We start from the raw sequence: 23,448 nt of genomic DNA on the forward strand, positions 1-23,448 counted from the left end.
CTGCGCCCGCACGACGACGCGGGCCGGTCCGGCGGGTTGGCTGGTGCCCATGTTGCTTTCCGCTGCTTATGAGATGTCCGCCGGCCGCACTTTGTCGCTGATCGGTGTCGTCATCGGGGTGCTCGGCCTGGTCGCGCTCACCCGGCGAGGTCTGTGGGCCGTCGTGCTGGGTGCGGCAGGGGCGGTGATCGGTGTCGCGGTCGTGGTGATGGCGAAGGGCGGCCCCGGCACCGGCTACGGCATCGTCGGTGGCTACGTGTCGCTCGCCGTGGGTGTGGCCGGAGTGGTCCTGGGCGGCCTGGCTATGCGAAGAGCCGCTCGGGCTGCTGCACCGCGCGCCTCGTGATCAGCCCGGCCGCGCCCCGCACCACCGCGAACTCGCCGAGGGGCGAGGCGAGCAGCCGGGTGTGCCGTTCGCCGCCCGCGAGCACCCTGCCGTCCAGTTCGGACTGCACGGCCTCGCGGAGGTGGTCGTACAGCACGGCGTAGCTGCCGCCGAGCACGACCGTCGGGACGTCGAAGAGGTTCATCAGCGTCGCGATGCCGACTCCCAGCGCCTCGCCGGCCGTCCGCACGGCCGCCGCGGCCCTGGGGTCGCCCGCTTCGAGCGCCTTGCGCAACGAGTCGAGCCGGCGTCGGCCCGCCTCGCGCAGGATGACGTCGAGCCCCGCGTACCGCTCGACACACCCGCGGCTGCCGCACGTGCAGCGGATGCCGTTGCGCTCGATCACGACGTGGCCGAGCTCGCCCGCGAACCCGCTGACCCCGCGGTAGACCTCGCCGCCCAGCACGACGCCCGCGCCGATGCCGACGTCGGCCGTCACGTGCACGAAGTCCTCGCCCGCCAGGTGCCGGGGCCACAGGTGGGCGAGCGCGGCGAGGTTCGCCTCGTTGTCGAGCTGGACGTCGAGACCGGTGCGCTCGCCTAGCCTCTCGGCCAGCCGCTCGCCGACGAACTCGGGCAGGTTGGGCGCTCGGACGATGGTGCCCTCGTGCACGACACCGGGGATCGCGAGACCCGCCCCGAGAACCGTGCGCTCGGAACCCCCGGTGACCTCGCGGATCAGACCGGCTATCCGGTCGAGCACCTCGTCCGCGGTGGCCTTGCGCATGTCGGCGGGGACGAGACGGCGTTCGAGCGTCGCGCCGTCGAGCCCGAGCGTCTCGACGGCGAGGTGGCTGACGTTGATCTCCGCACCCACCGCGACCGGCCCGGCGGGGTGGAAGCGCAACGGCTTGGACGGCCTGCCCATGCCCGCGAGCGTGGCGGGCTCCTCCACCAGGATCCCGCCCGCCAGCAACGGCTCGGCGAGGTTGGACAGCGTGGCCTTCGTCAGCCCGGTGCGCGCCGCGAGGTCGGCGCGCGAACCGGGCCGGTCGACGAGGGCGAGCAGCACCGTGCGCAGGTTGCCGAGGCGAACCTGACGCAGGTGGTCGACGGTGGTCATCGACTCAAGTATCGCTGTGCCGCGTCTCCGTACCGCGCCCGGATCTCCGGCACCGCGTCCGCCTCGTACCGCGTGCTTTCCGCCAGCGTCCACTCCGGAGGCGTCGTCCCGTTCGTGAGCGTCCACGCGGCCTGCCGTGCCGCACCGTTCGCCACGTACTCGTCCGGCGCGGGCACCGTCACGGGCACACCGAACACCGTCGGCGCGATCTCCCGCACCGCGGGAGAAACCGCTGCTCCTCCGACGAGCCGCACGCCGGTGACGTCCGCACCTTGCTCGGCGAGCGCGTCGAGGCCCACCGCAAGACCGCACAGCATGCCTTCGACGGCCGCACGCGCGATGTTCGCGGGCGTGGCGTTGGTGAGCGTCAGTCCGTGCAACGCACCCGTCGCGTCCGGCAGGTTCGGCGTCCGTTCGCCTTCCAGGTACGGAACCAGCACCACGCCTTCCGCACCCGGTTTCGCGGACAGCGCGAGGTCGCTGAGCCGGGCCAGGTCGACGCCCAGCATCCGGGCGGTCGCGTCCAGCACGCGGGCGGCGTTCAAGGTGCAGGCCAGCGGGAGGTACCGGCCCGTGGCGTCGGCGAACCCCGCCACGATGCCGGACGGGTCTTCCGCGCGGACGTCGCTGGTCGCGGTGACGACGCCGGACGTGCCGAGCGACACCACGACGTCGGTGCCGCCGCCGACCCCGAGCATGGCCGCCGCGTTGTCGCCCGCGCCCGCACCGAGGCGGACCGGTCCGTCCACGAACTCCGCCGGGCCCAGGACACGGGGGAGCACCACGTCGGAGCGGCCGAGGCCGAGAGCGAGCAGGTCGGGCACGTACTCGTTCGACACCGAGTCGAAGTAGCCGGTGCCGGAGGCGTCCGAACGGTCGGTGACCAGGTCGGAGAGCACGCCGGTGCCGCGCAGCCTCCACGTCAGCCAGTCGTGCGGCAGGCAGACGGCGGCGGTGCGCTTCGCGTTGGCCGGTTCGTGCTGGGCGAGCCAGCGCAGCTTCGTGATCGTGAACGACGCGACCGGCACGAGACCGATCCGCGCCGCCCACGTGTCCGCGCCGAGCTCGCCGGTCAGCGAGGCGGCAGCCGCCGCGGAACGGGTGTCGTTCCACAGCAACGCCTCGCGCACGACCTCGCCGTCCTCGTCGAGGCAGACCATGCCGTGCTGCTGCCCGCCGACGCTCAGCGCCGCGACGTCGGACAGTCCGCCGGCGTCGGCGAGCGCGGACTGCAGAGCCGACCACCAGTGCGAGGGGTGCACCTCGGTGCCGTCCGGGTGGGCCGCGCGGCCCTCCCGGACGAGCCTGCCGGTCTCCGCGTCGCGAACCACGACCTTGCACGACTGCGTCGAGGAGTCGACGCCGGCGACGAGCGTCATGTCAGCGCGCTCCCGTGAGGTGCTCGAGGGCGAGCTGGTTGAGCCGGACGAAGCCGTAGCCCCGTTCGCCCGCCTGGTCGGGGTCGAAGCCGGTGTCCTTGATCAGGTCGTCGTAGGACTCGCCGGCGTTGAGCGTCGGCTGCGAGAGCTCCGCGACACCCGCCACGGCCAGCGCCTCCTGGACCTCCGGGTCCGCGCGGAACGCGGCTGCGCGGTCGCGGAGCAGCAGGTACGTGGCCATGTTCGCCTTGGCCGAGTCCCAGACGCCCGTGATGTCCTCGGTGCGCGACGGCTTGTAGTCGAAGTGCCGGGGCCCGTCGTAGCCGGCGGTCTCCAGCAGGTCGACCAGCGCGAACGCGTTCATCAGGTCGCCGTGCCCGAACACCAGGTCCTGGTCGTACTTGATGCTGCGCTGACCGTTGAGGTCGATGTGGAACAGCTTGCCGTGCCACAGCGCCTGCGCGATGCCGTGCACGAAGTTCAGCCCGGCCATCTGCTCGTGCCCGACCTCGGGGTTCAGGCCGACCAGCTCGGGCCGGTCGAGCGAGGTGATGAACGCGAGCGCGTGCCCGACCGTCGGCAGCAGGATGTCACCGCGCGGCTCGTTCGGCTTCGGCTCGAGCGCGAACCGGATGTCGTAGCCGCGGTCCGTGACGAACTGCGTCAGCAGGTTCATGGCCTCGCGGTACCGGTCGAGCGCCGCACGCACGTCCTTGGCCACGTCGTACTCGGAGCCCTCGCGGCCGCCCCACAGCACGAACGTCTTGGCGCCGAGCTCCGCCGCCAGCTCGACGTTGCGCAGCACCTTCTGCAGCGCGAACCGCCGCACGCCGCGGTCGTTGCTGGTGAAGCCGCCGTCCTTGAAGACGGGGTGGCTGAACAGGTTCGTCGTCACCATCGGGATGACGAGACCGGTTTCGGCCAGCGCGCCCTGCAGCCGGCTGATCTGCTGGTCACGGTGCGTCGCCTCGAAGCCGAACAGGTCGTCGTCGTGGAACGTCAGGCCGTAGGCGCCCAGCTCGGCGAGCCGGTGCACGGCCTCGACCACGTCGAGCTCGGGTCGCGTGGCCTCGCCGAACGGGTCGCGTCCCTGCCAGCCCACGGTCCACAGACCGAAGGAGAACTTGTCCGCCGGAGTGGGCGTGCTCATCATCCACCTCATTCGTTCAATGCTTGAACTTAGTGCGGACAGTACGACGCCACGGCGTTGATCGCAACGTCGGAGTTCGCTCAGCCGAGCCGGTCCGCGGCGGCCTCGACCGCGGGCGCCAGGGCCTCGGCGATCGCGCGGTAGCCGGCGGCGGAGGGGTGGAAGCGGTCGGCGGCGAACAGCGAGGGGTCGGCGGCGAACCGCGGCGTGACGGCGCGTTCGACGTGGGCGACGACCCCGCCGGCCCGGATGACGGCCTGCTGCTGCACCTGGGCGTAGTCGCGGCTCACGGCCGACACGACGTTGCGCAACGCGGGCGGCACGTGCGAGACGATGCTCAGGTCCGGCGCCGTGGCGACGACGACCTCGGCCCCCGCCGCGCGCAGGTCCGCGACGGCGTCGTGCAGCTGCTGGGCTCCGACGTGCGCCGGGACGAACCTGGTCAGGTCGTTCGCGCCGATGACCACCACCGCGACGTCGGCTCCGCTCGCTACGGCGGTGCGCACCTGGGCGCGCAGATCGGCCGAGCGAGCGCCGGCGAACGCGTGCACGGCGAGTTCGACTCGATGTCCCGCCTTTCGCAGGCGTTCGGCGAGCAACGGGCCGAGTGTGTCCTCCCGGCGCGTGCTGCCCACTCCGGCGGCGATCGAGTCGCCGAGCAAACACAGGCGCATACCCGGTGAACGAAGGGCGTCGTGGAGGTGTTCCGCCTCAAATGCGTTGTGAGGCAACGCTCATGTGTCTACACTCCACGATCATCATCACCGAGGCGAGAGGAGACCGGCCGTGCGTACCGCCGCCGTCGTCCTCCCGTCCCGTTTCGACGTGATCCTCGTGTCCTCGCACCCCGGTCGCCTGCTGCGCGCCGGGCGCCGGACTGTCTGACGAACTCCCGGGCGGAGTTCGCCGGGTCATCGCGCTGACCCCCGCAAGTCCTTGACACCAAAGGCATCGAACCATGCGCACGATCACGTTGAACGCTGTCCGCAACCTCGGCATCCTCGCCCACGTCGACGCGGGCAAGACCACGCTCACCGAACGCGTCCTGTTCGCGACCGGGAGCACCCACAAGCGCGGCGAGGTGCACGACGGCACCACCGTCACCGACTTCGACCCGCAGGAACGCGATCGCGGCATCACGATCTTCGCCGCGGCCGTGACCTGCACGTGGGACTCCCATCGCGTCAACCTCATCGACACGCCGGGACACGTCGACTTCGCCGACGAGGTCGAACGGTCCCTGCGCGTGCTCGACGGGGCCGTCGCGGTGTTCGACGGTGTGGCCGGCGTGGAGCCGCAGAGCGAATCGGTGTGGCGGCAGGCGGATCGGTACGGCGTGCCCAGGATCGCGTTCGTCAACAAGCTCGACCGGGCGGGCGCGGACCTCGACCAGGTCGTCGAGTCGATCCGCACGCGGCTGCACACCGTGCCGCTCGTCGTGCAGCTGCCGATCGGCGTGGAGGACGGGTTCCACGGCGTCGTCGACCTGGTGCGCATGCGCGCGCTGATCTGGGACGACGGCATGACCGAGGGACCCGTACCGGAAACGCTGCTGGCAGAGGCGCGACGACGGCGCCGCCTCCTGGAGGAGGCGGTGGCGGAGCTGCACCCCGACGCGTTGGAGGAGTTCTTCGCACAGGGCCTGTCCGAGCAGACTTTGCGAGACGCTCTGCGCGACCTGACCAGGCAGGGCGGGGCCACCGTCGTGCTGTGCGGCTCGGCGTACCGCAACCGCGGTGTCGAGGCGTTGCTGGACGCGGTGATCGCGTACCTGCCGTCCCCTGTGGACGTTCCGCCGGTGCGGGGCGTCGACGGCCAGGAACGGCAGCCGGACCCGGACGCACCGTTCGCGGCGCTGGTGTTCAAGGTGAACGCCACCGCCACCGGACGGCTCGCGTACGTCCGCGTCTACTCGGGCACCCTCCACAAGGGAGACACGGTCCAGGTGGGCGGCCGCACCGAGCGCATCGGCCGGATCCTGCGCGTCCAGGCCGACCGGCACACGCCGGTCGACCAGGCCGTCGCGGGGGACATCGTGGCGGTGGTGGGGCTGAAGTCGGCTCGTACCGGGACGACCCTGTGCGCGCCGTCGGCTCCGTTGTTGCTCGAACCCCCGGTGCCGCCGGAGCCGGTCGTGTCGGTGGCCGTGGAAACGCGGACCAGCGCGGACAACGCGCGGCTGACCGAGGCACTGGCGCACCTGGTCGACGAGGACCCGTCCCTGAGGTTCGGGACGGACCCGGAGACCGGTCAGACGGTGCTGTCCGGTCAGGGCGAGCTGCACCTGGAGGTCTCGGTGGAGAAGGCGCGCACGCTGCACCGCATCGAGCTCACCATGGGACGGCCACGCGTCTCGTACCGCGAGACCGTGAGCACGGGCGTCACGGGATTCGTCCACAGGCACGCCAAGCAGGACGGAGGACAGGGGCAGTTCGCTCACATCGTGCTCGACACCGAGCCGCTGGAGACCGGTTTCGAGTTCCGCTCGGCCGTGACCGGCGGGCGCGTGCCGCAGGAGTTCGTCCGCGCGGTCGAACAGGGCTGCCGGGACGCGCTGGCCGAGGGACCTCTCGGCCACCCGGTGACCGGGGTGCGGGTGACGCTCACCGACGGGTCCACGCACGTCAAGGACTCCTCGGAGATGGCGTTCCGCACGGCGGGCAGGCTCGGGCTGCGCGAGGCGCTGAAGGCCGGCGCCATGACGTTGCTCGAACCGATCGCCGAGGTCGCGGTGACCGTGCCGGAGGAGTACCTCGGTGGCGTGCTGGGTGATCTGGCGACGCGCCGGGGCAGGATCCTCGGTTCGGAGGCCAGGCCCGGTGCGACCGTGGTGACGGCGAGCGTGCCGTTGGCCGAGATGTTCGGCTACGTCACGAGGTTGCGCAGCCGGACGCAGGGCCGTGGCAGCTTCACCGCCACCCCGACCGGCTACGCGCCGGCATGACATGAGCAGGCCCGCCCCGACCTGGGGCGGGCCTGTGCCATGCTCGGACAGATGTCGACCTTGAACGTCATGTCGTTCAACCTGCGGTACGCCTCGGACGCCGAGCCGAACTCGTGGGCGGCCCGGCGTCCGGTCATGGCCCAGTTCCTGCTCCGGGAACGCCCGGCCCTGCTCGGCACGCAGGAAGGCCTGTACGGGCAGATCAACGACATCGCGCACGACCTGCCCGACCACTACGACTGGATCGGCCTCGGCCGCGCGGGCGGCAGCCACGACGAGTTCGTGGCGATCTTCTTCGACACGCTCCGCCTGCAGCCGCTGGAGTTCGACCACCACTGGCTGTCCGCCACCCCGGACGTCATCGGCTCCCGGTCGTGGGGCAACAACGTGATCCGCATGGTCACGTGGGTCCGGTTCGCGGACCGCCTGACCGGCAAGCAGTTCGTGGCCGTCAACACGCACTTCGACCACGAGTCGGCGCACTCCCGCCTGTGCAGCGCGGAGTTCGTCCGCGACCGCCTCCAGGCCCAGGCGCTCCCGGTCGTGCTCACCGGCGACTTCAACGACGTCCCCGGCTCACCGGCGTACACCACCCTGACGTCCGGGCTGGCCGACACGTGGCTCGCGGGCCCGCGGACGACCCCGGCGTACGGGACGTTCCACGGGTACGGCCCGCTCGTCCCGGACGGGCCGCGCATCGACTGGATCCTGACCCGCGGCGCCGCGGTCGAGGCCGCCGCGATCAACACCTTCCACCTGAACGGCCAGTACCCGTCCGACCACCTGGCCGTCCAGGCGTCGATCAGCTTCTAGGCGCCCACTCGGGCGGCAGGTCGTGGGGGCAGGTCGGCGCACCGGCCGCCCGCGCCCGCCGCAGGTCGAGGTACGGCCCGGCTATCTGCTCGCGCGGCAACGGCGCCAGCGCGGTGATCGCGTCACCCGCGGCCAGCACCTGGCGCCGCATGTGGTCGTGGTCGACCGCCGCCGCGCCGAACGACGGCGCCCAGAGCGTCCACGGTCCGGAGATCATCGCCATCGCCGGGACCAGGTGCGAGTGGAAGTGCGTGCCGATGCCGCCGAACGAGCACTGCGCCGGCACCCGGCCCGGTACCGGCGGATCACTGCCCGGCAGGACGAAGGTGCGCTCGACCGAACGCCCGGCCAGCGCCGTCGCCGCCGTCCGCGCCAGCACCGGACTGCCCGCGAACCAGCCGGACGGCTCGGCCAGGCCCGTCGGTTGCAGAGAGCCGTCACGAGGCAGGAACTCCCGCGTCCCGAGGTGTTCCAGCACGAACGCGAACGCGACGGAGCCCGAGTCGTACTCGGCGTCGAGCGCGCGGGCGCGGAACTCGCTGCCCTCCGCCGGGCGGTGCAGGTGACCTGTCGCGAAGACGAACTCCAGCGTGCGCGGCCGGCAGCGCAACGGCTGGCGCGCGAAGTGCTCGGCCAGCGCCAGCAGCGCGACTGTCCCGTTCTCCTGCACCCACCCCACGCCGTCGGTGTTGGTGTCGAGGACGATCCGCTCGCTGCTCAGGCCCGGCAGCGTCGCGACCAGCGAGCGCGTGACGGCGGGGGCGCGCGCGGCGAGGACGCCGATGGTCGTCCGCGTTCCCGGCACGAGCTTCGCGGCCGCGTCGGAGCCGACGAACACGCCCGGCACGCGGTAGTGGGTGCCGAGGTGCGGGTCCCAGTAGCCCTTCACCTGCTCGTGCGGGAACGGGAAGGCGACGACGACCCCGGCGGCGCCGGCCCTGCCCGCGTCGACCATGTCCCTGTCCAGCAGCGGTTCGGCGAGGTAGCCGCGGTCGAGGGCGGGGAAGTCGCGCAGCACGATCCTGCCGGCGGCGTTCGCGGCGGTGATCGGGGTGCCGGCGGGCAGGCGGACCAGCTCGCCGGAACGCAGGCCGGGATCGGAGTAGGGGATCGCGCCGGCGACCGGTACGACACCGCCCGAGAACAGCAGTCCGGGACCTGGCCGCCAGCGCTCGATCGCGAAGGGCTCGGACCGCACGGACACCCCCGGCAGCCGGTCCACACGGCGTTCCAGCCAGGAGATCAGGCGGTTGTGCGCAGGGCTGCCGGTCGCGCGGACGCCGAACCCGGCGACGGTGGCGTTGAGAGCGCGGAGCTGGGAGGCCGTGGCGAACGACCGCGCGCCGACCGCGGGGGAGCAGCCGGCCGACGCCAGGGCCGGAGTGGTGAGTTGGAGGGCGAAAACCGCTACGACACCTATGGATGCGATGCATCTGGCAGGCTGCACGAGGCTCACTGTGTCCCTCGCGGGAGGCCCTCACAATCCGCTGTCCAGGTAGCCGGCTGAGACCTGTCAACGGTGAAGAGAAATGGTTTAAACCAATCTCCGCTACGGTCCGCCAGATGCGCCTGAAATCGACGTTCGGCCGCGTCGCGGTGATCGCGTGCGCGGTGCTGTTCACGCTCAGCTCGACGGCGGTGGCGAACGCCTCGCGCGGCCGCGAGTGCGCCACCCCGTCCATCGACCGGTTGCAGCAGTGGATCGCCAGTGGTGAGGGTGCCACGGAGCCCGCGACCGGCAGCATCCTCGTGCCCAAGGGACGGCACGGGTACACGGCGAAGATCAGGTTCCTGGCCGACGACTGGGCGGTGATGGTCGTCTGGCTGGGGAACAGGTTCGAGGCCGAGGCGGACCTGTCCGAGTCGGCCGGCTTCTGGATGACCTACCGCGCCACCAACGACCTCCACGTCCAGCTGCGGCCCGCGTCGTTCTGGAGCGGTGGCGACAAGTGGGTCACCAAGGTGCCGTCCACCGGCGGCAGGCTCGTGAAGCGGTTCTTCAGCTTCAGGACAGGTGACTGGACATATCTGCCCGCGCTCGGCAAGCCGTCCTACCCGCTGGCCGACGCGCTCGACGACGCCCGTGGCCTGGTGTTCGTCGGCAACACCAAGAACGACCTGGAGTTCCAGGGCCTCAAGATCGACGGCTACCGGCCACCCTGCGTTCACTGAGAACCGGTTAGTGTCCGGGACGTGAGAGCGCTCCCGGTCTTCCTGGTCACTGTCCTCACCGCCGCGCTGGCGACCCCCGCGAGTGCGGCGGTGAGGGACGACACCCGCTACGTCGACCCGCTGATCGGCTCGGCGGGCGGTGGCAACACCTATCCGGGCGCGGTGCGGCCGTTCGGGATGATCTCGTGGAGCCCGACGTCGACGCGTGGCGACCAGACGAACACAGGCGCCGCCAACGGTTACGCCTACGACGCGACGAGGGTGCGCGGCTTCAGCCTCACGCACGTCAACGGCGCCGGCTGCCATCCCGGTGCCGCCGGGGACATCCCGATCATGCCGCACGTCGGTGAGATCACCTCGTCGCCGACCGCGGACACCAAGGACCAGATCTTCGCGAGCGACTTCTCCCACGCCGACGAGAAGGCCGAGGCCGGCCGCTACCGGGTGGGCCTGAAGTCCGGTGCCACGGCGGACCTCTCCGTGACGACCCGCGCCGGCATCGGCGAGTTCACCTTCCCGGTGAACGGCTCGCTGCTGTTCCGCACCTCGAACTCGCTCAACGGCAGCGAGGACGCCGACATCACGATCGACCCGGCGACCAGCTCCGTCTCGGGCTCGGTGCTCACCGGTGCGTTCTGCGGCCGCCGGGCGAACGGCGGCACGAACAACCAGAAGACCTACTACCGCCTGCACTTCACGGCGTCGTTCGACCGCCCGATCTCGGCGCACGGCACGTGGGTCGACAGCGAGCTCAGGCCCGGCAGCACCACCGCGCGCGGTGGCGAGGGCTACCTGACCGGAAGTGCGCGCGCGGGCAGGGGATCCGGCGGCTACGTGTCCTTCGCGGACAAGCAGGTCCGGATGCGCGTCGGCATCTCCTACACCAGCCTCGACGCGGCCGAGCGCAACCTCGCGGCGGAGATCCCGAAGCGCGCGACCGTCGCGGACGTGGCCGAGGAAGCGAAGAAGGACTGGGCGAAGCGGTTGCGCGCGGTCGAGGTCGACGGCGGCACCGCCGACGAGCGCACGATCTTCTACACCGCGCTCTACCACGCCTTCCTGCAGCCCAACGTGATCAGCGACGCCGGCCGCGAGGTGCGGTACGGCAACTTCTCGGGCTGGGACCAGTACCGCGCCCAGACCCAGCTGCTGGCCCTGCTCGCACCGGACGTCGCGAGCGGGTACGCCCAGTCGTTGCTGGAGATCTCGCGCGAGAACGGCGGCGTGTGGGACCGCTGGGTGCACATCACCGGCCCGACGCACGTGATGACCGGTGACCCGTCCGCCCCGGCCGTCGCGGGCATGTACGCCATGGGCGCCAGGGACTTCGACGTGCGGGCGGCCTACGACTCGCTGCTGCGCCAGGCGACCGTCCCGCACCCGGACGGGCTGTCCGACAAGGGCTGTCCCGGTCAGTGCGAGGGCCAGCGCCCGAACCTCGCCGAGTACGTGCGGTTCGGCTACGCCCCGCACGACACCTGCCACTGCTGGGGAGGTGCCGCCGAGACCCTCGAGGACTCCGTCGCCGACCAGGCCCTCGCCGACCTGGGCCGCAGGCTCGGCCGCCCCAGCGAGGAGATGCAGGAGCGCGCGGGCTGGTGGCGCAACACGTTCAACCCGGCCACCGGCCACCAGCAGGCCCGCAAGGCCGACGGCACGTGGGTGACGCCGTTCAACCCGGCCTCCGACCTGGGCTTCGCGCAGGGCAGCAGTGCCACCTACACGTGGATGGTGCCGCACGACGTCCAAGGCCTGGCCGAGGCGATGGGCGGCAAGGACGTCGCGGTCTCCAGGCTGGACGGGTTCTTCAAGCGCGCGGACGGCTCGTGGGCGACCGGCGGCGACGCGCTGCGGTACGACCCGACGAACGAGCCGGGCATCCACACGCCGTGGATCTACAACGAGCTCGGGCAGCCGCGCAGAACCCAGGAGACGGTGCGGGCGATGGCGAGGCTGGTCTACCGGACCGGCCCGTCCGGCCTGCCCGGCAACGACGACCTCGGCACCATGTCGTCCTGGTACGTCTTCGCCGCGCTCGGCCTGTACCCGCGCACGCCGAGCAGCGCCGAGCTGCACGTCTCCAGCCCGATGTTCCCGAAGACCCGGATCACCGCGAAGAACATCACGATCCTCGCGACCGGCACACCGGGCATCTACGTGCAGGAGACGAGGTGGAACGGCCGCAAGCTCGACCAGCCGTGGTTGCCCGAGTCGTTCGTCGAGCGCGGAGGGGTCCTCGTCTCCCGTCTCGAAGGGTGACCCGGGAAGACCGCGTCGCGCAGGAACGACCGGGGCACACCGCCAGCGGGTGTCAGTCCCTTGCCGCGATCAACGCCTGCGGGGCGCCCTGCTTGATCCGCGTCTTCAACCACGCCAGCTGCCGTGCCGTGTCCTGCTCGCAGGCGTTGACGACGTCGATGAGCTCCTGGTCGCGGAGGCCCTGCGCCGCCTGGCCGACGACGGTCCAGGTGATGTCGGTGAACGACGACAGCGCGTACAGGTCCTGCAGGTCGCGCAGCAGGCCGACACCGCCGGTGCGGGTCTGCTCGAACTCCGCGGCGTGCAGGCGTTCCGGCTCGGCCTCGCGGTGCTCGCCGTACCGGTCGACGACCGGTGCGAGCTTCTCGGCCTGGCCGTCGATCCGCGACGCGAGCACCTCGCAGGTGCGCCGCACGTCCGGCTCGTCGCCGTGACCGCTCGCGACCTCGCGGAACGCGCCGGCGAGCGTGCGCAGCGAGGTCTGCAGCAGCCCCAGGTAGGTGGCGAGGTGCATCAGACCCTCCTGATCCGCACGGCGCTGATCTTGAACAAGGGCTGCTTGGAGACCGGGTCCCACTCGGTCGCCGTCAGCTCGTTGGCGGCCTGGAAGCCGTAGTGGAACGGCAGGAACGCCACGCCGTCACGGCACCGTCCGATGTGGACCGGCACCTCGACGGACCCCCGCCGGGACTCGACCCGGACGACGTCGCCCTCGCCCAGGCCGAGCTCGTCCGCGTCGGCGGGGGAGAGCTCGACCCACGGGTCCGGGGCCGCCTTCTGCAGCTCCGGGGCGCGACGGGTCTTGGTGCGGGTGTGGAAGTGGTAGACCGAGCGGCCGGTCGTGCAGAGCAACGGGTACTCGTCGTCCGGCTGCTCCCGCGCGGGCGTGTACTCGGCCGCCTTCAGGAACGCCCGCCCGTCCGGGCGCCGTGCCCGGTAGTCGGCCGGCGTGGTCGAGGCGCCGGTCAGCAGGTCGTGGCCGTAGTCCTCGCAGTACTCGGCGGCGGTGGGGAACACGCCGTCGGCGTAGAGCCTTTCCCCGCCCCAGGGAATTCCGCTGCCGCCGCGCAACCGTTCGTAGGAGAGCTCGCTGTAGTCGCACGGCCTGCCGCGACTGCACTCGCGCCACGCGTCGAACGCGCCCTCCGCGTCCTTCCACTTGATCAGCGGATCACCGGCGCGGTCGCGGAAACCCATGCGGCTCGCGTAGTCCAGGAAGATGTCGAGGTCGCTGCGGGCGCCGGCGGGCGGTTCGACGGCCTGCTCGGACAGGTGCACCACCCGCGACAGGTTCGTGAACGTGCCCTGCTTCTCGCCCCACAGCGCGGCCGGCAGCACGACGTCCGCCAGTTCGGTCGTCTCGGTGCGGAACGCGTCCTGCGCGACGACGAACAGGTCCTCCCGGCGCAGGATCTCCCTGACGCGGGCCAGCTCCGGCAGCGAGACGGCGGGGTTGGTCGCGGAGATCCAGAGGAACCTGATCGAACCCTGCTCGGCGTACCGCCAGATCTGCATCGCGTGCGTCGGTGGCGCCCAGTGCGGGATGGTCAGCGGATCGACGTTCCACAGCCGCGCGAGCTCCTCGACGTGCTCGGGGTTGTCCCAGTTGCGGAAGCCGGGCAGGTCACCGTCGGCGCCGCACTCGCGGGTGTTCTGGGCGGTCGGCTGGCCGTTCATCTGCAGCACACCGCTGCCGGGCCGGCCGATCTGGCCGCGCAGCAGGTGCAGGTTGTTGACCTGGCACGACGCCGCGGTCGCCTGGTGCGACTGGTAGAAGCCCTGCAGCACGGTCGAGAGCACCCGGTCCGACGTCCCGAAGATCTCCGCGGCCCGCACCAGGTCGGCGGGGGAGACGCGGCAGATCTCCGCCACGCGTTCCGGTGTGTACGGCGCGACGGTGGCCTTGAGCTCCTCGAAACCGAGGGTGTGCCGGTCGACGTACTCGCGGTCGAACCAGCCGCGCTCGACCACCTCGCGCACCAGGCCGTTCAGCAACGCCTGGTTCGTGCCGGGCAACGGCGCCAGGTGCACGTCGGCGGCCTCGGCGGTCGGTGTGCGCCGGGGGTCGACGACGACCAGCCGGGGCCTGCCGGGTCCCTCCAGCCGGTCGAGCACCCGCGCCCACATCACGGTCTGAGTGGCCGCCATGTTGTGCCCGTACAGGAACAGGGCGTCGCAGAGGTCGATGTCCGCGTGGCAGGCGGGCTGGCCGTCCGAGCCGAACGACTCCTTGAGCGCCGCCGCGGCCGTCGCGGTGCAGAGCCGGGTGTTGCCGTCCATGTGCGGGGTGCCGATGCCGGCCTTCCCGATCACGCCGAGCGTGTAGTACTCCTCCAGGAACAGCTGCCCGCTGGTGTAGAAGCCGTGCGACAGCGGCCCGGTGTCGGCGAGGAGGTCCTGGGAACGGCGGACGATGGCGCTCATCGCGGTGTCCCAGTCGGTCTCCCGCAGTTCGCCGTCCCGGCGGATCAACGGCGTGGTGAGCCGGTCCTTGCCGTGCGCCTGCCACGAGCCGTGAAGGCCTTTCGGTCCAAGCCTGCCGCGGTTGACGATGTCGTCCGCGCGTCCGCGAACACCGACGATCCTGCCGTCCCTGACCGCGATGTCGCAGCCGCACCCGTTGCTGCACAGCACACACGCCGACTGGACCCAGCGGTCCACATCGGACTCCTCGACGCCGTCCGCGAGCCGCTGGTCGACCCGGACCGGCCACCGCGTCCCGCGTCCGTGCGGCGTGCGTGATCCCCATATGTCGGCGATGCGATCCACCTCGGGGCGGTACCCGCCTTCGTTCGAACGAAACACGTGCCCAGGCTGCTTTGTCCGTTCTGGCGGACATCGTCGGCAAATCCGTCGCGACGGCAGGCTGAAGACGGTTCTCACCGTCACCTGAACGGGTATCCGGCAGCACAGGCCGACACCCGGAGGAACCATGCCCGCACGCAGGATCGTCGTCACCGGAGCGAGTGGCAACGTGGGAACGGCGCTCTTGCGCAGGCTGGCCGAGGAACCGGACGTCGAGGTGCACGGCATCTCGCGCCGCCCGCCGGCCGACGCGCCGCCCTACCGCGGCGTGCTCTGGACGCCCGTCGAGATCGGCCGTGCCGGCGCGGAGGAGGTGCTGCGCACCGCGTTCGCGAAGGCCGACGCCGTCGTGCACCTGGCCTGGCTCATCCAGCCCTCGCGGGACGAACGGGCGCTGTACCGGACGAACGTGGCCGGGTCCGCCCAGGTCTTCAGCGCGGCGGTGAAGGCCGATGTGCCACACCTGGTCCACATGTCGTCGGTCGGCGCGTACTCACCCGGCAGCAAGGACCGTCGGGTCGACGAGTCGTGGCCGGTCGACGGGGTGAGGACGTCCTTCTACAGCAGGCACAAGGCGGCTGTGGAGCACATGCTGAACAAGTTCGAGTCGGACCTGCTCATCTCCCGGCCGCGGCCCGGCCTGATCCTGCAGTCCGACGCCGGATCCGAGATCCGCGACTACTTCCTCGGCAGCCTGGTGCCGAGAGCCGTGTTCCGGCACCGGATCCCCGTCCTGCCGATCCCGCGCGACCTGGTGCTGCAGTTCGTGCACGCGGACGACGTCGCCGACGCAGTCGCGCGGATCCTGAAGCAGCGGCTGCACGGCGGGATCAACCTCGTGGCCGACCCCGTCATCACGCCCCGAGCGATGGCCGAGGTCCTCGGAAGCCGGCACGTCACCGTTCCGCCGAAGCTGATGCGGTCACTGGCGAACGTCAGCTGGAGGCTGCACCTGCAGCCCACGCCGCCCGGATGGGTCGACCTCGCCCTGAAGTCACCGCTGCTGGACGCCTCGCGCGCCAGGACGGAGCTCGGCTGGAAGCCCGAGTTCGACGCGCAGGAGGCCCTCAAGGCGATCGTGGTCGGGCTGGGACAGGGCAGGGAGGTTCCAGCCAGCCCGGTTCTGGGTAGATGAGCGGGATGACAGGTGAGGACGAATTAGAAGAACTCGACGAGGACTCGCTGCACAACAGCGAGGCGCTGCCCACCCGGCGTCCGCACCCGATCATCATCGCCGCCAGCCTGACCGCGCGGGGCGGCCTGCTGTGGCTGCCCGTCGCCGGGCTGCTCGCGTTGTGCGGCAGGAAGAAGACCGCGAAGCGCGCGTTCACCGCGGCCGTGGTCGCCATGCCGCTGGGGCACCTGGTGAGCGTGGTCGTGCACCGGCGCCGGCCCCAGGTCGCGAGCATGCCGGCGCGGCAGGAGCTGCCGGAGCACCCCGACTCGTCGTCGTTCCCGTCCAAGCACGCGGTGACGGCGGCCGCGTTCGGCACCGCCACCGCGCTGACGGACCGCGAGGCCGCCTTCTTCGTGACACCGCTGGTGTTGCTGGTCGCCTACAGCCGCCTCAGGACCCGTGTGCACTGGCCCACGGACGTCCTGGGCGGCTTGGCGATCGGCGCGCTCGTGGCGCTGGTTCAGGCCGGGATCGGGCGTTCTGCCAGGGCCAGGGCGACGGCGTGCAGGTTGGCGGCCATCGTGCGGCCGGTCTTCTCCGACCACTCGTGACCCTCGTCGGTGTCGGAGTAGCTCGGGCCGGGGCCGGGACCCCGGTTCCAGTACGTCCACGCCTGGCCGGGGATCGTGTAGCCGATGTCGCCGAGGCCGCCGCAGATCTCGCTGATCACGTGGTGCGCGCCGTCCTCGTTGCCGGTCACCACGACGCCCGCGACCCGGTTGTAGGCGACCGGCCGGTCCTGGTCGTCGGTCTCGGAGATCATGGCGTCCATCCGTTCCAGCGCCCGTTGCGCGAGCGACGAAGGCCGGCCGACCCATGTCGGGGTCGCGAACACCAGGATCTCGGCGTCGAGCAGCAGCCGGTGGACGTTCGGCCACTCGTCGCCGCCGCCGAGGTCGGTCACGACGCCGGGCGGGATCTCGTGGTCGGCCAGCCGGAACGAGGTGACCTCGACGTCCCTCTTGGTCAGCTCGTCGATCACCACCTGGGCGAGCAGGTCGGTGTTGGACTGCTCCGGCGACTTCTTCAAGGTGCAGTTGAGCACCACGGCACGCATCAGGTCTGCCTCCAATTCTCGTCGGTCATGAGCTGGCTGGCCTGCGGCCCCATCAGCGACATCCCGCCGTCCACGACGAACGACGACCCGGTCACGTAGCTCGCGGCCGGGGTCGCCAGGAACGCCACCACGGCGGCCACCTCGTGCGCGCTGCCCGGCCTGCCGAGCGGCACGCCCGGACGCGACCGCGTGTGCGGGTCGACGTCCTCCTGGCCGGTCATCGGCGTCGAGATCTCGCCCGGTGCCACCGAGTTGACCGTGATGCCGTGCTCGGACAGTTCGAGGGCGAGCACCTCGGTGAGCGCGCCGAGCCCGGCCTTCGCGGCGCAGTACGGCGCGGCGCCCACGCGCGGCAGGTGCTCGTGTACGGACGTGATGTTGATGATGCGTCCACCACGTCCGGCCTCGATCATGTGCCTGGCCGCGCGCTGACAGCACAGGAACGCGCCGTCGAGGTCGACCGAGAGCACCGATCGCCAGGTGTCGAACGGCATGTCCAGCGCCTTCTGGCTGCTCCCGGTGCCGGCGCAGTTCACCAGGACGTCGACGCCGCCCAGTTCGGCGGCCAGCTCGTCGACGACACCGGCGGCGTCCGGCAGGTCGGTGAGGTCCAGTTGCCGCACCGCGCAGCGCGCACCGGCCTCGCGAACCTCCTGAGCCGTCTCCTCGGCGCCGGCGGCGTCCTCGTGGTACGTGACGCCGACGTCGACGCCACCACGGGCCAGCGCGACGGCCACGGCCTTGCCGATGCCGGAGTCCGAGCCTGTGACCACGGCGTAGCGGGGTGTGTTCATGAAACGCGAGTACCCGTCGGCTGGGCCGGCATGCGGATGCCGAAGTGGTTCAGCGTGCCCGGCAGCGGAGCACTCAGCGCCGGGAACGAGAGGTGCTCGGAGAGCGTGTCCAGCATCGTCGCCGCGGTGGTCAGCACCAGGTCGCGGCCGGGGCACTCACCGGGTCCCGCGCTGAACGGCACGATCGCCGGGTCGCGCGGCCCGTCCCAGATCTCCGGGGCGTACCGGTCGGCGAACGGCAGCCTGTCCGGGTCGCGGTGGAAGAAAGGCGTGAACACGACGAACTCGGTGTTCTCCGGCAACCACGTGCCGTGCCAGCGGGTGGCGATCGTGCTCTCGCGCAGGATCACCGGCGTCGTCGGCCACAACCGCGCGGACTCCAGGATGCCGTTCATGCCGCGCGCACCGATGGCCAGTGCTCGCAGCGTGACGATCCCGGCCGCGTCGAACGCGAACAGCCAGTGCGGCACCTGGCCGGACAGGTCGCCGGGCTGCGCGGCCAGACTGCCCTCCTCTCGCCGGGCCAGGTGTCCGTCGAGCCGGCGCTGGAAGCGTTCGCGCAGAGCACGCTGCTTCGGGTGCAGGAACGCCCAGTTGGCGTTCTCGCGCAGCGCCTTCAGGTCGTCGGTGAGCTGGTCGTCGCCGCGGGCGCCGCCGCCGAGGACGATCCTGCGCGCGACGCGCCACCACGCCTGGTTGAACGCCTCCCACGTCAGTTCGCCGGTGCTCATCACGTGCCGGGTGAGCAGGTCGGCCTCGTCGCGCACGATCGCCTCCGCCGGCACGTTCTCCGGTCGCAGCGCGCGTTCGTTGAGCTGGCGCAGCCGATCCCGTTGCGGCCCCTCGGAGATGAGCACCCCGTGCGGCTGGAAGTGCTTCAGGGCGGCCTTCTTCTCCTTCGTGGCCAGCGCGAACGGCTCCGGCGACCCGGCGAGCAGTCTGCCGACGTCCGTGGGGTCGACCAGCACCGCGACGCTGCGGCCGGTGATGCGCAGGCGCACCGGTTCCGGGCCGTAGCGGTCGCGCAGCTTCCGCATCGTGTCTATCGCGCGCGTGTCGGACTGGAGCTTCTCGGCGGCTGCCATCACGCCGGGCCTGCGGACGATGACGCCCTTGGCGAGGGTGGGCAGCAGCACCGTCGCGAGCACGCGGGCGGTGTCGAGTCGGGTGGAGATCGCCATGTCCCCGGCTACCCGGTCGATCGGGTGTGAATCGTCCTGACCGGGGGTATTCGCGGACCAGCATCGAGTCAGGAGGTCGTGATGCCCGCGGGATCGAACGCGAAACGGGAACGCCAGTACGAGCACATCAAGGACTCCGCCGAGGACCGAGGCGCCTCGCCGAAGCGCGCGAAGGAGATCGCGGCGCGGACGGTGAACAAGAACCGGGCCCAGGCCGGTGAGTCGAAGACGGCGAGCAAGTCGTCCACTCAGGACATGTCACCGCAGAAGCGCGGTGGCCGGCGGTCGGGCACGAACCGCCCGAAGGGCCTCACCAAGGAACAGCTCTACAACGAGGCCAAGAAGAAGAACATCAAGGGCCGTTCCACGATGACGAAGAAGGAACTTGCCAACGCGCTCGGCCGCTGACGTGGCGGAAGTGGACAAGGCGTCGGCGCTCACGATCCTCACGATGGAACACAACACGCTGCAGATGATCCGCACGGCGACGATCACCGACGCGACCGGACGCGCGGGCCACCTGCTGACGACGATCTCCGCGTCCATGATCGCCCTCGGGTTCGTCGCGCAGGTGGTGCCGCGCACGGTGCTGCTCACGTTGCTGCTCGTCGTCTTCACCGCGCTGTTCCTGATCGGGCTCGCCACCCTCTTCCGCACGGTCGAGCTGACCATCGAGGACGTCCAGGCGGGCCTGGGGATCAACCGCATCAGGGCCGTCTACGCCGAACTCGAGCCGTCCACGAGGGACGTGTTCGTCCGCCAGCTGCACGACGACACCCTGGGCGTCGAGGCCGACGCCGGTCAGACCGGCTGGCGCAACGCCAGGCGCCCACGGCTGATCGGCACCGCGCTCGGGGTCGCCGGCCTCGTGAACCTCGTCAACGGACTCGTCGCCGGCGTCATCGCCGGTGCGGCCTCCGGTCTGCTCGGCACCACGCTGACCTGGTCGATCGTCATCGCCGTGGTCGTCGCGATCGCCGTCATCAGTGCTTTCGGCGTCGCGCTCGGCCGAATCGGACGGCGCGGCATCGCGCCCATCTCCACGCGCTATCCGAGGAACAACCCGAACTGAAGGAGAACCACCATGCAGTACGACGTCGTCGACCTGATCATGCAGGACCACCGCGAGGTGGAGCGCCTGTTCGACGAGCTGAAGAACCACCCGGAGAAACGGCCGCTGCTCACCCCGGTGCTCTGCGGCCTGCTGGTCGCCCACAGCCGCGCGGAGGAGGCCGAGGTCTACCCGGTCGCCAAGGACGCGGGTGGGGAGGACGAGGTCGAGCACAGCCAGGAGGAGCACGCCGAGGCCGAGCAGCTGCTCGCCAAGCTCCTCGACGCCGAGTACGACTCCCCGCAGTACGAAAAGGCGCTGCAGGACGTCGTCGACTCCATCACCCACCACGTGGAGGAAGAGGAGAAGACCGTCCTGCCGGGCATGCGCCAGCGGCTCAGCGCGGAACGCCGGTACGAGCTCGGCGAGGCGTTCGCGCGCAGCCGGGCCGATCACCTCGGCGAGATGCCGGGGCAGGCGACGCGTGAGGAACTGCTCCTGCAGGCCAAGAACCTGGGGCTGGACGGCGCCTCGAGCATGTCGAAGGAGCAGCTGCGCCGGGAGCTGCAGAAGGCTGCTTCCTCCTGATGACGTCCGGAAGCGGGGTCGCGGTGCACGCCGCGGCCCCGCTTCCGCGTGCGGCGGTGAAAGCCGGCGCCTGCGCCCGTCAGGAAGAAGCCGTCACCCGGCCGAACCCGTTCGCTTCCTGAACGACAACTGCGCCAGCACGGCCACCGCGCGCTGGCGCAGGTTCCTCTGCGAGAGGGGGCCTTCGCTCAGCGCGCGGGCCAGGTCGGGGTCACAGGCGCGGAGGTGCTCCTCGATGTCGACGAGCCGCTGGTGTTCCTCTCGACTGAGCATGGCGTGCTCCAGGGGTGAGGTCCGGCAGTGCCACGACACCCGTACCCGGCTTTCCGGCCGTTCAAACCGCTAGATCGGCTTCGGTTCCGGCGGCAGGGGGTCGGGGTCCGGACCGGGCGGGCGGAGGGGATCCGGGTCCGGTCCGGGCGGCTGGGGCTGGTCAGGTCCTGTGGGGCGCGGCTGGTCCGGGCCCGGCGTGGTCGGCACGGGCTCCGCCGGCGGTACTGGTTGGCTCATGACGACGGGGTACCCGCCGGTCAAACCCCGCTCCCCGGCAGGTCAGCATTCCGCGCCCAGGACAGGCTTGACGTCGACGATCGGCGTGCCGTCGACGGCCTCCAGGTGTGCCACCCGCACGCCCAGGCCGTCCACCGCCGTGATCCGGACGTGGTGCAGGCCGATGGGGTTCGGCCGGTCCGGCGACCGCGTGGAGAACACGCCCGTCTCCGGCCGGTCCGGGTCGCTGCGGGGGTGCACGGCCAGCACCGACCTGTCGGCGCGGTCGAGCCAGGTGAGGACCAGGACGTCCTGGCCCGGTCGCAGTTCGCGCATCGCCCGTGCGTACTCGGGCGCGAACACGAGCAAGGCCTCCGGCGCTCCCTCGTCCGGCTGCTTGGGCGCGGCGGAGCGGTCGGTGAGGGGCGATTCGACGTGGCCGATCGGCTGCAGCTTCATCAAGTCCCGCAGTAGGTCCGGTAGGTGGCACTGAAGTCCTGCGGTGCAGGAGCCGCGAAGTATTCCAGGCCGGGCCTTTCGCCGAACGGGGAGGTAACCGCTTTCAGCAACCGGTCGAACGGGCCCATGTCCCCGTCCGCCCCGGCAGCCAGCGCCTCCTCCACCAGGTGGTTGCGCGGCACGTAGACGGGGTTGACCCGGTCCATCGCCTCGCCGTCGGGTCCGAGCTCCCGCCAGCGGGCGAGCCACGCGTCGGCGGCCGCCAGGTCCAGGAACAGGGAGCGGACCGGCTCCGCGTCACCCCGGGCGGCCTTGCCGAGCAGGTGGAAGAACGACGTGAAGTCGACATTGTTCTCGTGCATCAGCGCGAGCAGGTCCTGCAGCAGGGGCTTGACGTCGCCGGACACGCCGAGCTTCGCCCTCATGCCGCCGATCCAGGCCTCCTGGAAGTGCTCGTCGAACGTCCGCAGCGTCGCGAGGGCGAGCGAGACGGCCTCGTCCTCGTCGTCGGCGAACAGCGGCAGGAGGGCTTCGGCGAGGCGGGCGAGGTTCCACTCGGCGATGATCGGCTGGTTGCCGTACGCGTAACGGCCCCGGTGGTCGATGGAGCTGTACTTCGTCGTCGGGTCGTAGGCCTCCATGAACGCGCACGGACCGTAGTCGATGGTCTCGCCGGAGATCGTCATGTTGTCGGTGTTCATCACGCCGTGGATGAAGCCGACGAGCATCCACCGCGCGACCAGGGACGCCTGGGCGGCGACCACGTGCGAGAAGAGCTCCAGGCAGGTGCTGCCGGGGTGGTGGCGGGCGATCGCGTGGCCGGCGAGGCGGCGCAACAGGTCCAGGTCGCCGGTGTTGCGGGCGTACTGGAAGCTGCCGACGCGCAGGTGCGAGGCGGCGACCCTGGCCAGGACGGCACCCGCCAGCGGTTCCTCGCGCTGCACGACGTGGCCGGTGGAGACGACGGCCAGCGCGCGGGTCGTGGGGATGCCCAAGGCGTGCATGGCCTCGCTGACGAGGTACTCCCGCAGCATCGGGCCGACGGCGGCCAGCCCGTCGCCGCCGCGGGCGAACGGGGTGCGGCCCGAGCCCTTGAGGTGCAGGTCGAGGAGGCGGCCCCCGGCGTCGGTCAGTTCACCGAGCAGGAGCGCGCGGCCGTCGCCGAGCCTGGGGGAGTAGCCGCCGAACTGGTGGCCCGCGTAGGCCTGGGCGACGCCTTTGCTGCTCACGAGGAAGGACAGCCCGCCGGCTCGGAGCCAGGCCGGGTCGAGTCCCAGCTCCCGCGCGAGCGGCTCGTTGAGCGCCAGGAGTTCCGGTTCGACGACCGGGACGGCCTCCCACGAGACCGCCATCTCCGGCACCGCGTCGGCGAAGTCGCTGCTCAGGCTGATGTTCACACCTCCAACGGTACCGGGTGGGCGCGGCGGGGCGTGTGATCGCGCTCTCAACCCGAACTCCGCTGAACCGATCGGAGGGGGCGTACGTGATGGGAGGTGAACAGGTTGGCGAAAGTCCACTCAGGAATGAGAAAAACAATGCGTCGCAAGCAAGTTGGGTTCGTTGCTGCCCTTTTCGCGGTCGGTGTCGTCGCTCTGACGGCCTGCGGTCAGGGTGCCGCGCAGAGCGGATCCGCTTCCCCCGCAACGGAACAGGCCGGTGAGACGCGGCAGGCGCCCACCGAT

At 71.2% G+C, this 23,448-nt stretch carries 23 protein-coding genes; 10 read left to right on the plus strand and 13 right to left on the minus strand.

Going from position 1 to position 23,448, the window contains the following annotated elements; all coding sequences use genetic code 11:
- Positions 1-49 precede the first annotated feature (49 nt).
- The gene (locus ORI60_RS22565) at positions 50-346 is read left to right on the plus strand and encodes a DUF6223 family protein (RefSeq protein ID WP_323055932.1); all 297 of its coding nucleotides are present in this window, start codon (positions 50-52) and stop codon (positions 344-346) included.
- On the opposite strand, the gene ORI60_RS22570 is transcribed toward ORI60_RS22565, so the two are convergent.
- The 4 genes from ORI60_RS22570 to ORI60_RS22585 all read right to left on the minus strand — a co-directional run bounded on the left by ORI60_RS22570 (position 303) and on the right by ORI60_RS22585 (position 4,651).
- Positions 303-1,448 carry an ROK family protein gene (locus tag ORI60_RS22570; RefSeq protein ID WP_266039834.1) on the minus strand — a complete coding sequence of 382 codons (1,146 nt, stop codon included), beginning with the start codon at positions 1,446-1,448 and terminating at the stop codon, positions 303-305. The genes ORI60_RS22565 and ORI60_RS22570 overlap by 44 nt on opposite strands.
- Entirely contained in the window at positions 1,445-2,827 is a 1,383-nt protein-coding gene (gene xylB, locus ORI60_RS22575; RefSeq protein WP_266039835.1) for a xylulokinase, read from the minus strand. The genes ORI60_RS22570 and xylB overlap by 4 nt, the downstream gene beginning before the upstream one ends.
- A gap of 1 nt (position 2,828) precedes the next feature.
- Positions 2,829-3,980, minus strand: a complete 1,152-nt coding sequence (gene xylA, locus ORI60_RS22580) for a xylose isomerase (RefSeq protein ID WP_266039930.1) — start codon at positions 3,978-3,980, stop codon at positions 2,829-2,831.
- Positions 3,981-4,057: 77 nt separating this feature from the next.
- Positions 4,058-4,651 (minus strand): SGNH/GDSL hydrolase family protein, encoded by a 594-nt coding sequence (locus tag ORI60_RS22585; protein ID WP_266039836.1) that lies wholly within the window; start codon positions 4,649-4,651, stop codon positions 4,058-4,060.
- A 284-nt stretch (positions 4,652-4,935) separates the two neighbouring features.
- Between ORI60_RS22585 and fusA the strand changes: the two genes are divergently transcribed.
- Together fusA and ORI60_RS22595 are read left to right on the plus strand one after the other, a co-directional pair.
- A complete protein-coding gene (gene fusA / locus ORI60_RS22590; protein ID WP_266039838.1) occupies positions 4,936-6,921 on the plus strand; it encodes an elongation factor G in 1,986 nt (661 codons plus the stop codon).
- 51 nt (positions 6,922-6,972) lie between these two features.
- Entirely contained in the window at positions 6,973-7,734 is a 762-nt protein-coding gene (locus tag ORI60_RS22595) for an endonuclease/exonuclease/phosphatase family protein (protein WP_266039840.1), read from the plus strand.
- Here the strand turns inward: ORI60_RS22595 and ORI60_RS22600 are convergent.
- Positions 7,724-9,181, minus strand: coding sequence for a hypothetical protein (locus ORI60_RS22600; protein WP_266039841.1), 1,458 nt, complete (start codon positions 9,179-9,181; stop codon positions 7,724-7,726). The two genes, ORI60_RS22595 and ORI60_RS22600, sit on opposite strands and share 11 nt — an antisense overlap.
- A gap of 116 nt (positions 9,182-9,297) precedes the next feature.
- Between ORI60_RS22600 and ORI60_RS22605 the strand changes: the two genes are divergently transcribed.
- Together ORI60_RS22605 and ORI60_RS22610 are read left to right on the plus strand one after the other, a co-directional pair.
- The gene (locus ORI60_RS22605; RefSeq protein WP_266039842.1) at positions 9,298-9,906 is read left to right on the plus strand and encodes a hypothetical protein; all 609 of its coding nucleotides are present in this window, start codon (positions 9,298-9,300) and stop codon (positions 9,904-9,906) included.
- Between the two features lie 21 nt (positions 9,907-9,927).
- The gene (locus ORI60_RS22610; RefSeq protein WP_266039843.1) at positions 9,928-12,165 is read left to right on the plus strand and encodes a GH92 family glycosyl hydrolase; all 2,238 of its coding nucleotides are present in this window, start codon (positions 9,928-9,930) and stop codon (positions 12,163-12,165) included.
- Between the two features lie 52 nt (positions 12,166-12,217).
- Here ORI60_RS22610 and ORI60_RS22615 read toward each other — a convergent pair whose 3' ends face one another.
- Together ORI60_RS22615 and ORI60_RS22620 are read right to left on the minus strand one after the other, a co-directional pair.
- Positions 12,218-12,679 (minus strand): hypothetical protein, encoded by a 462-nt coding sequence (locus tag ORI60_RS22615; RefSeq protein WP_266039844.1) that lies wholly within the window; start codon positions 12,677-12,679, stop codon positions 12,218-12,220.
- Complete coding sequence (locus ORI60_RS22620; RefSeq protein ID WP_266039845.1) at positions 12,679-14,934, minus strand: molybdopterin oxidoreductase family protein; 2,256 nt, start codon at positions 14,932-14,934, stop codon at positions 12,679-12,681. Before ORI60_RS22620 ends, ORI60_RS22615 begins: the two co-directional genes overlap by 1 nt.
- 163 nt (positions 14,935-15,097) lie before the next feature.
- Between ORI60_RS22620 and ORI60_RS22625 the strand changes: the two genes are divergently transcribed.
- Together ORI60_RS22625 and ORI60_RS22630 are read left to right on the plus strand one after the other, a co-directional pair.
- Positions 15,098-16,105, plus strand: coding sequence for an NAD-dependent epimerase/dehydratase family protein (locus tag ORI60_RS22625; RefSeq protein ID WP_266039847.1), 1,008 nt, complete (start codon positions 15,098-15,100; stop codon positions 16,103-16,105).
- A gap of 5 nt (positions 16,106-16,110) precedes the next feature.
- Complete coding sequence (locus ORI60_RS22630; protein ID WP_266039848.1) at positions 16,111-16,698, plus strand: phosphatase PAP2 family protein; 588 nt, start codon at positions 16,111-16,113, stop codon at positions 16,696-16,698.
- Here the strand turns inward: ORI60_RS22630 and ORI60_RS22635 are convergent.
- From ORI60_RS22635 to ORI60_RS22645, 3 genes are read right to left on the minus strand one after another with little or no spacing between them, the layout of a single operon-like run.
- A complete protein-coding gene (locus ORI60_RS22635) occupies positions 16,608-17,204 on the minus strand; it encodes a flavodoxin family protein (protein ID WP_266039849.1) in 597 nt (198 codons plus the stop codon). The two genes, ORI60_RS22630 and ORI60_RS22635, sit on opposite strands and share 91 nt — an antisense overlap.
- Positions 17,204-17,998 (minus strand): SDR family oxidoreductase, encoded by a 795-nt coding sequence (locus ORI60_RS22640; RefSeq protein ID WP_266039850.1) that lies wholly within the window; start codon positions 17,996-17,998, stop codon positions 17,204-17,206. The genes ORI60_RS22635 and ORI60_RS22640 overlap by 1 nt, the downstream gene beginning before the upstream one ends.
- Positions 17,995-19,179, minus strand: coding sequence for a cytochrome P450 (locus ORI60_RS22645; protein WP_266039851.1), 1,185 nt, complete (start codon positions 19,177-19,179; stop codon positions 17,995-17,997). The genes ORI60_RS22640 and ORI60_RS22645 overlap by 4 nt, the downstream gene beginning before the upstream one ends.
- A gap of 81 nt (positions 19,180-19,260) precedes the next feature.
- Here ORI60_RS22645 and ORI60_RS22650 point away from each other — a divergent pair, with 81 nt between their 5' ends.
- The 3 genes from ORI60_RS22650 to ORI60_RS22660 are packed head-to-tail and all read left to right on the plus strand — an operon-like array spanning position 19,261 to position 20,818.
- On the plus strand, positions 19,261-19,587 hold the full coding sequence (locus ORI60_RS22650; RefSeq protein ID WP_266039853.1) for a plasmid stabilization protein: 327 nt from the start codon (positions 19,261-19,263) through the stop codon (positions 19,585-19,587).
- On the plus strand, positions 19,565-20,251 hold the full coding sequence (locus ORI60_RS22655) for a hypothetical protein (protein ID WP_266039855.1): 687 nt from the start codon (positions 19,565-19,567) through the stop codon (positions 20,249-20,251). Before ORI60_RS22650 ends, ORI60_RS22655 begins: the two co-directional genes overlap by 23 nt.
- Positions 20,252-20,263: 12 nt before the next feature.
- Positions 20,264-20,818, plus strand: coding sequence for a hemerythrin domain-containing protein (locus ORI60_RS22660; protein WP_266039856.1), 555 nt, complete (start codon positions 20,264-20,266; stop codon positions 20,816-20,818).
- 93 nt (positions 20,819-20,911) lie between these two features.
- Here ORI60_RS22660 and ORI60_RS22665 read toward each other — a convergent pair whose 3' ends face one another.
- The 3 genes from ORI60_RS22665 to ORI60_RS22675 form a co-directional block, all read right to left on the minus strand.
- On the minus strand, positions 20,912-21,091 hold the full coding sequence (locus ORI60_RS22665) for a DUF3040 domain-containing protein (RefSeq protein WP_266039857.1): 180 nt from the start codon (positions 21,089-21,091) through the stop codon (positions 20,912-20,914).
- A 279-nt stretch (positions 21,092-21,370) separates the two neighbouring features.
- Positions 21,371-21,766 carry a tRNA (N6-threonylcarbamoyladenosine(37)-N6)-methyltransferase TrmO gene (gene tsaA / locus ORI60_RS22670; protein WP_266039859.1) on the minus strand — a complete coding sequence of 132 codons (396 nt, stop codon included), beginning with the start codon at positions 21,764-21,766 and terminating at the stop codon, positions 21,371-21,373.
- Positions 21,766-23,163, minus strand: a complete 1,398-nt coding sequence (locus ORI60_RS22675) for a protein adenylyltransferase SelO (protein ID WP_266039860.1) — start codon at positions 23,161-23,163, stop codon at positions 21,766-21,768. The genes tsaA and ORI60_RS22675 overlap by 1 nt, the downstream gene beginning before the upstream one ends.
- Positions 23,164-23,448 lie beyond the last annotated feature (285 nt).

This window comes from Lentzea sp. NEAU-D7 (assembly GCF_026242055.1).
In the GTDB taxonomy this organism is placed as follows: Bacteria; Actinomycetota; Actinomycetes; order Mycobacteriales; family Pseudonocardiaceae; genus Lentzea.

Bases quoted from the DNA above. Each gene is read 5' to 3' on its own strand.
- ORI60_RS22565 (WP_323055932.1), top strand. From the start codon at position 50: ATGTTGCTTTCCGCTGCTTATGAGATGTCCGCCGGCCGCACTTTGTCG.
- ORI60_RS22570 (WP_266039834.1), bottom strand. From the start codon at position 1,448: ATGACCACCGTCGACCACCTGCGTCAGGTTCGCCTCGGCAACCTGCGC.
- xylB (WP_266039835.1), bottom strand. From the start codon at position 2,827: ATGACGCTCGTCGCCGGCGTCGACTCCTCGACGCAGTCGTGCAAGGTC.
- xylA (WP_266039930.1), bottom strand. From the start codon at position 3,980: ATGATGAGCACGCCCACTCCGGCGGACAAGTTCTCCTTCGGTCTGTGG.
- ORI60_RS22585 (WP_266039836.1), bottom strand. From the start codon at position 4,651: ATGCGCCTGTGTTTGCTCGGCGACTCGATCGCCGCCGGAGTGGGCAGC.
- fusA (WP_266039838.1), top strand. From the start codon at position 4,936: ATGCGCACGATCACGTTGAACGCTGTCCGCAACCTCGGCATCCTCGCC.
- ORI60_RS22595 (WP_266039840.1), top strand. From the start codon at position 6,973: ATGTCGACCTTGAACGTCATGTCGTTCAACCTGCGGTACGCCTCGGAC.
- ORI60_RS22605 (WP_266039842.1), top strand. From the start codon at position 9,298: ATGCGCCTGAAATCGACGTTCGGCCGCGTCGCGGTGATCGCGTGCGCG.
- ORI60_RS22615 (WP_266039844.1), bottom strand. From the start codon at position 12,679: ATGCACCTCGCCACCTACCTGGGGCTGCTGCAGACCTCGCTGCGCACG.
- ORI60_RS22625 (WP_266039847.1), top strand. From the start codon at position 15,098: ATGCCCGCACGCAGGATCGTCGTCACCGGAGCGAGTGGCAACGTGGGA.
- ORI60_RS22630 (WP_266039848.1), top strand. From the start codon at position 16,111: ATGACAGGTGAGGACGAATTAGAAGAACTCGACGAGGACTCGCTGCAC.
- ORI60_RS22635 (WP_266039849.1), bottom strand. From the start codon at position 17,204: ATGCGTGCCGTGGTGCTCAACTGCACCTTGAAGAAGTCGCCGGAGCAG.
- ORI60_RS22640 (WP_266039850.1), bottom strand. From the start codon at position 17,998: ATGAACACACCCCGCTACGCCGTGGTCACAGGCTCGGACTCCGGCATC.
- ORI60_RS22645 (WP_266039851.1), bottom strand. From the start codon at position 19,179: ATGGCGATCTCCACCCGACTCGACACCGCCCGCGTGCTCGCGACGGTG.
- ORI60_RS22650 (WP_266039853.1), top strand. From the start codon at position 19,261: ATGCCCGCGGGATCGAACGCGAAACGGGAACGCCAGTACGAGCACATC.
- ORI60_RS22660 (WP_266039856.1), top strand. From the start codon at position 20,264: ATGCAGTACGACGTCGTCGACCTGATCATGCAGGACCACCGCGAGGTG.
- ORI60_RS22665 (WP_266039857.1), bottom strand. From the start codon at position 21,091: ATGCTCAGTCGAGAGGAACACCAGCGGCTCGTCGACATCGAGGAGCAC.
- tsaA (WP_266039859.1), bottom strand. From the start codon at position 21,766: ATGAAGCTGCAGCCGATCGGCCACGTCGAATCGCCCCTCACCGACCGC.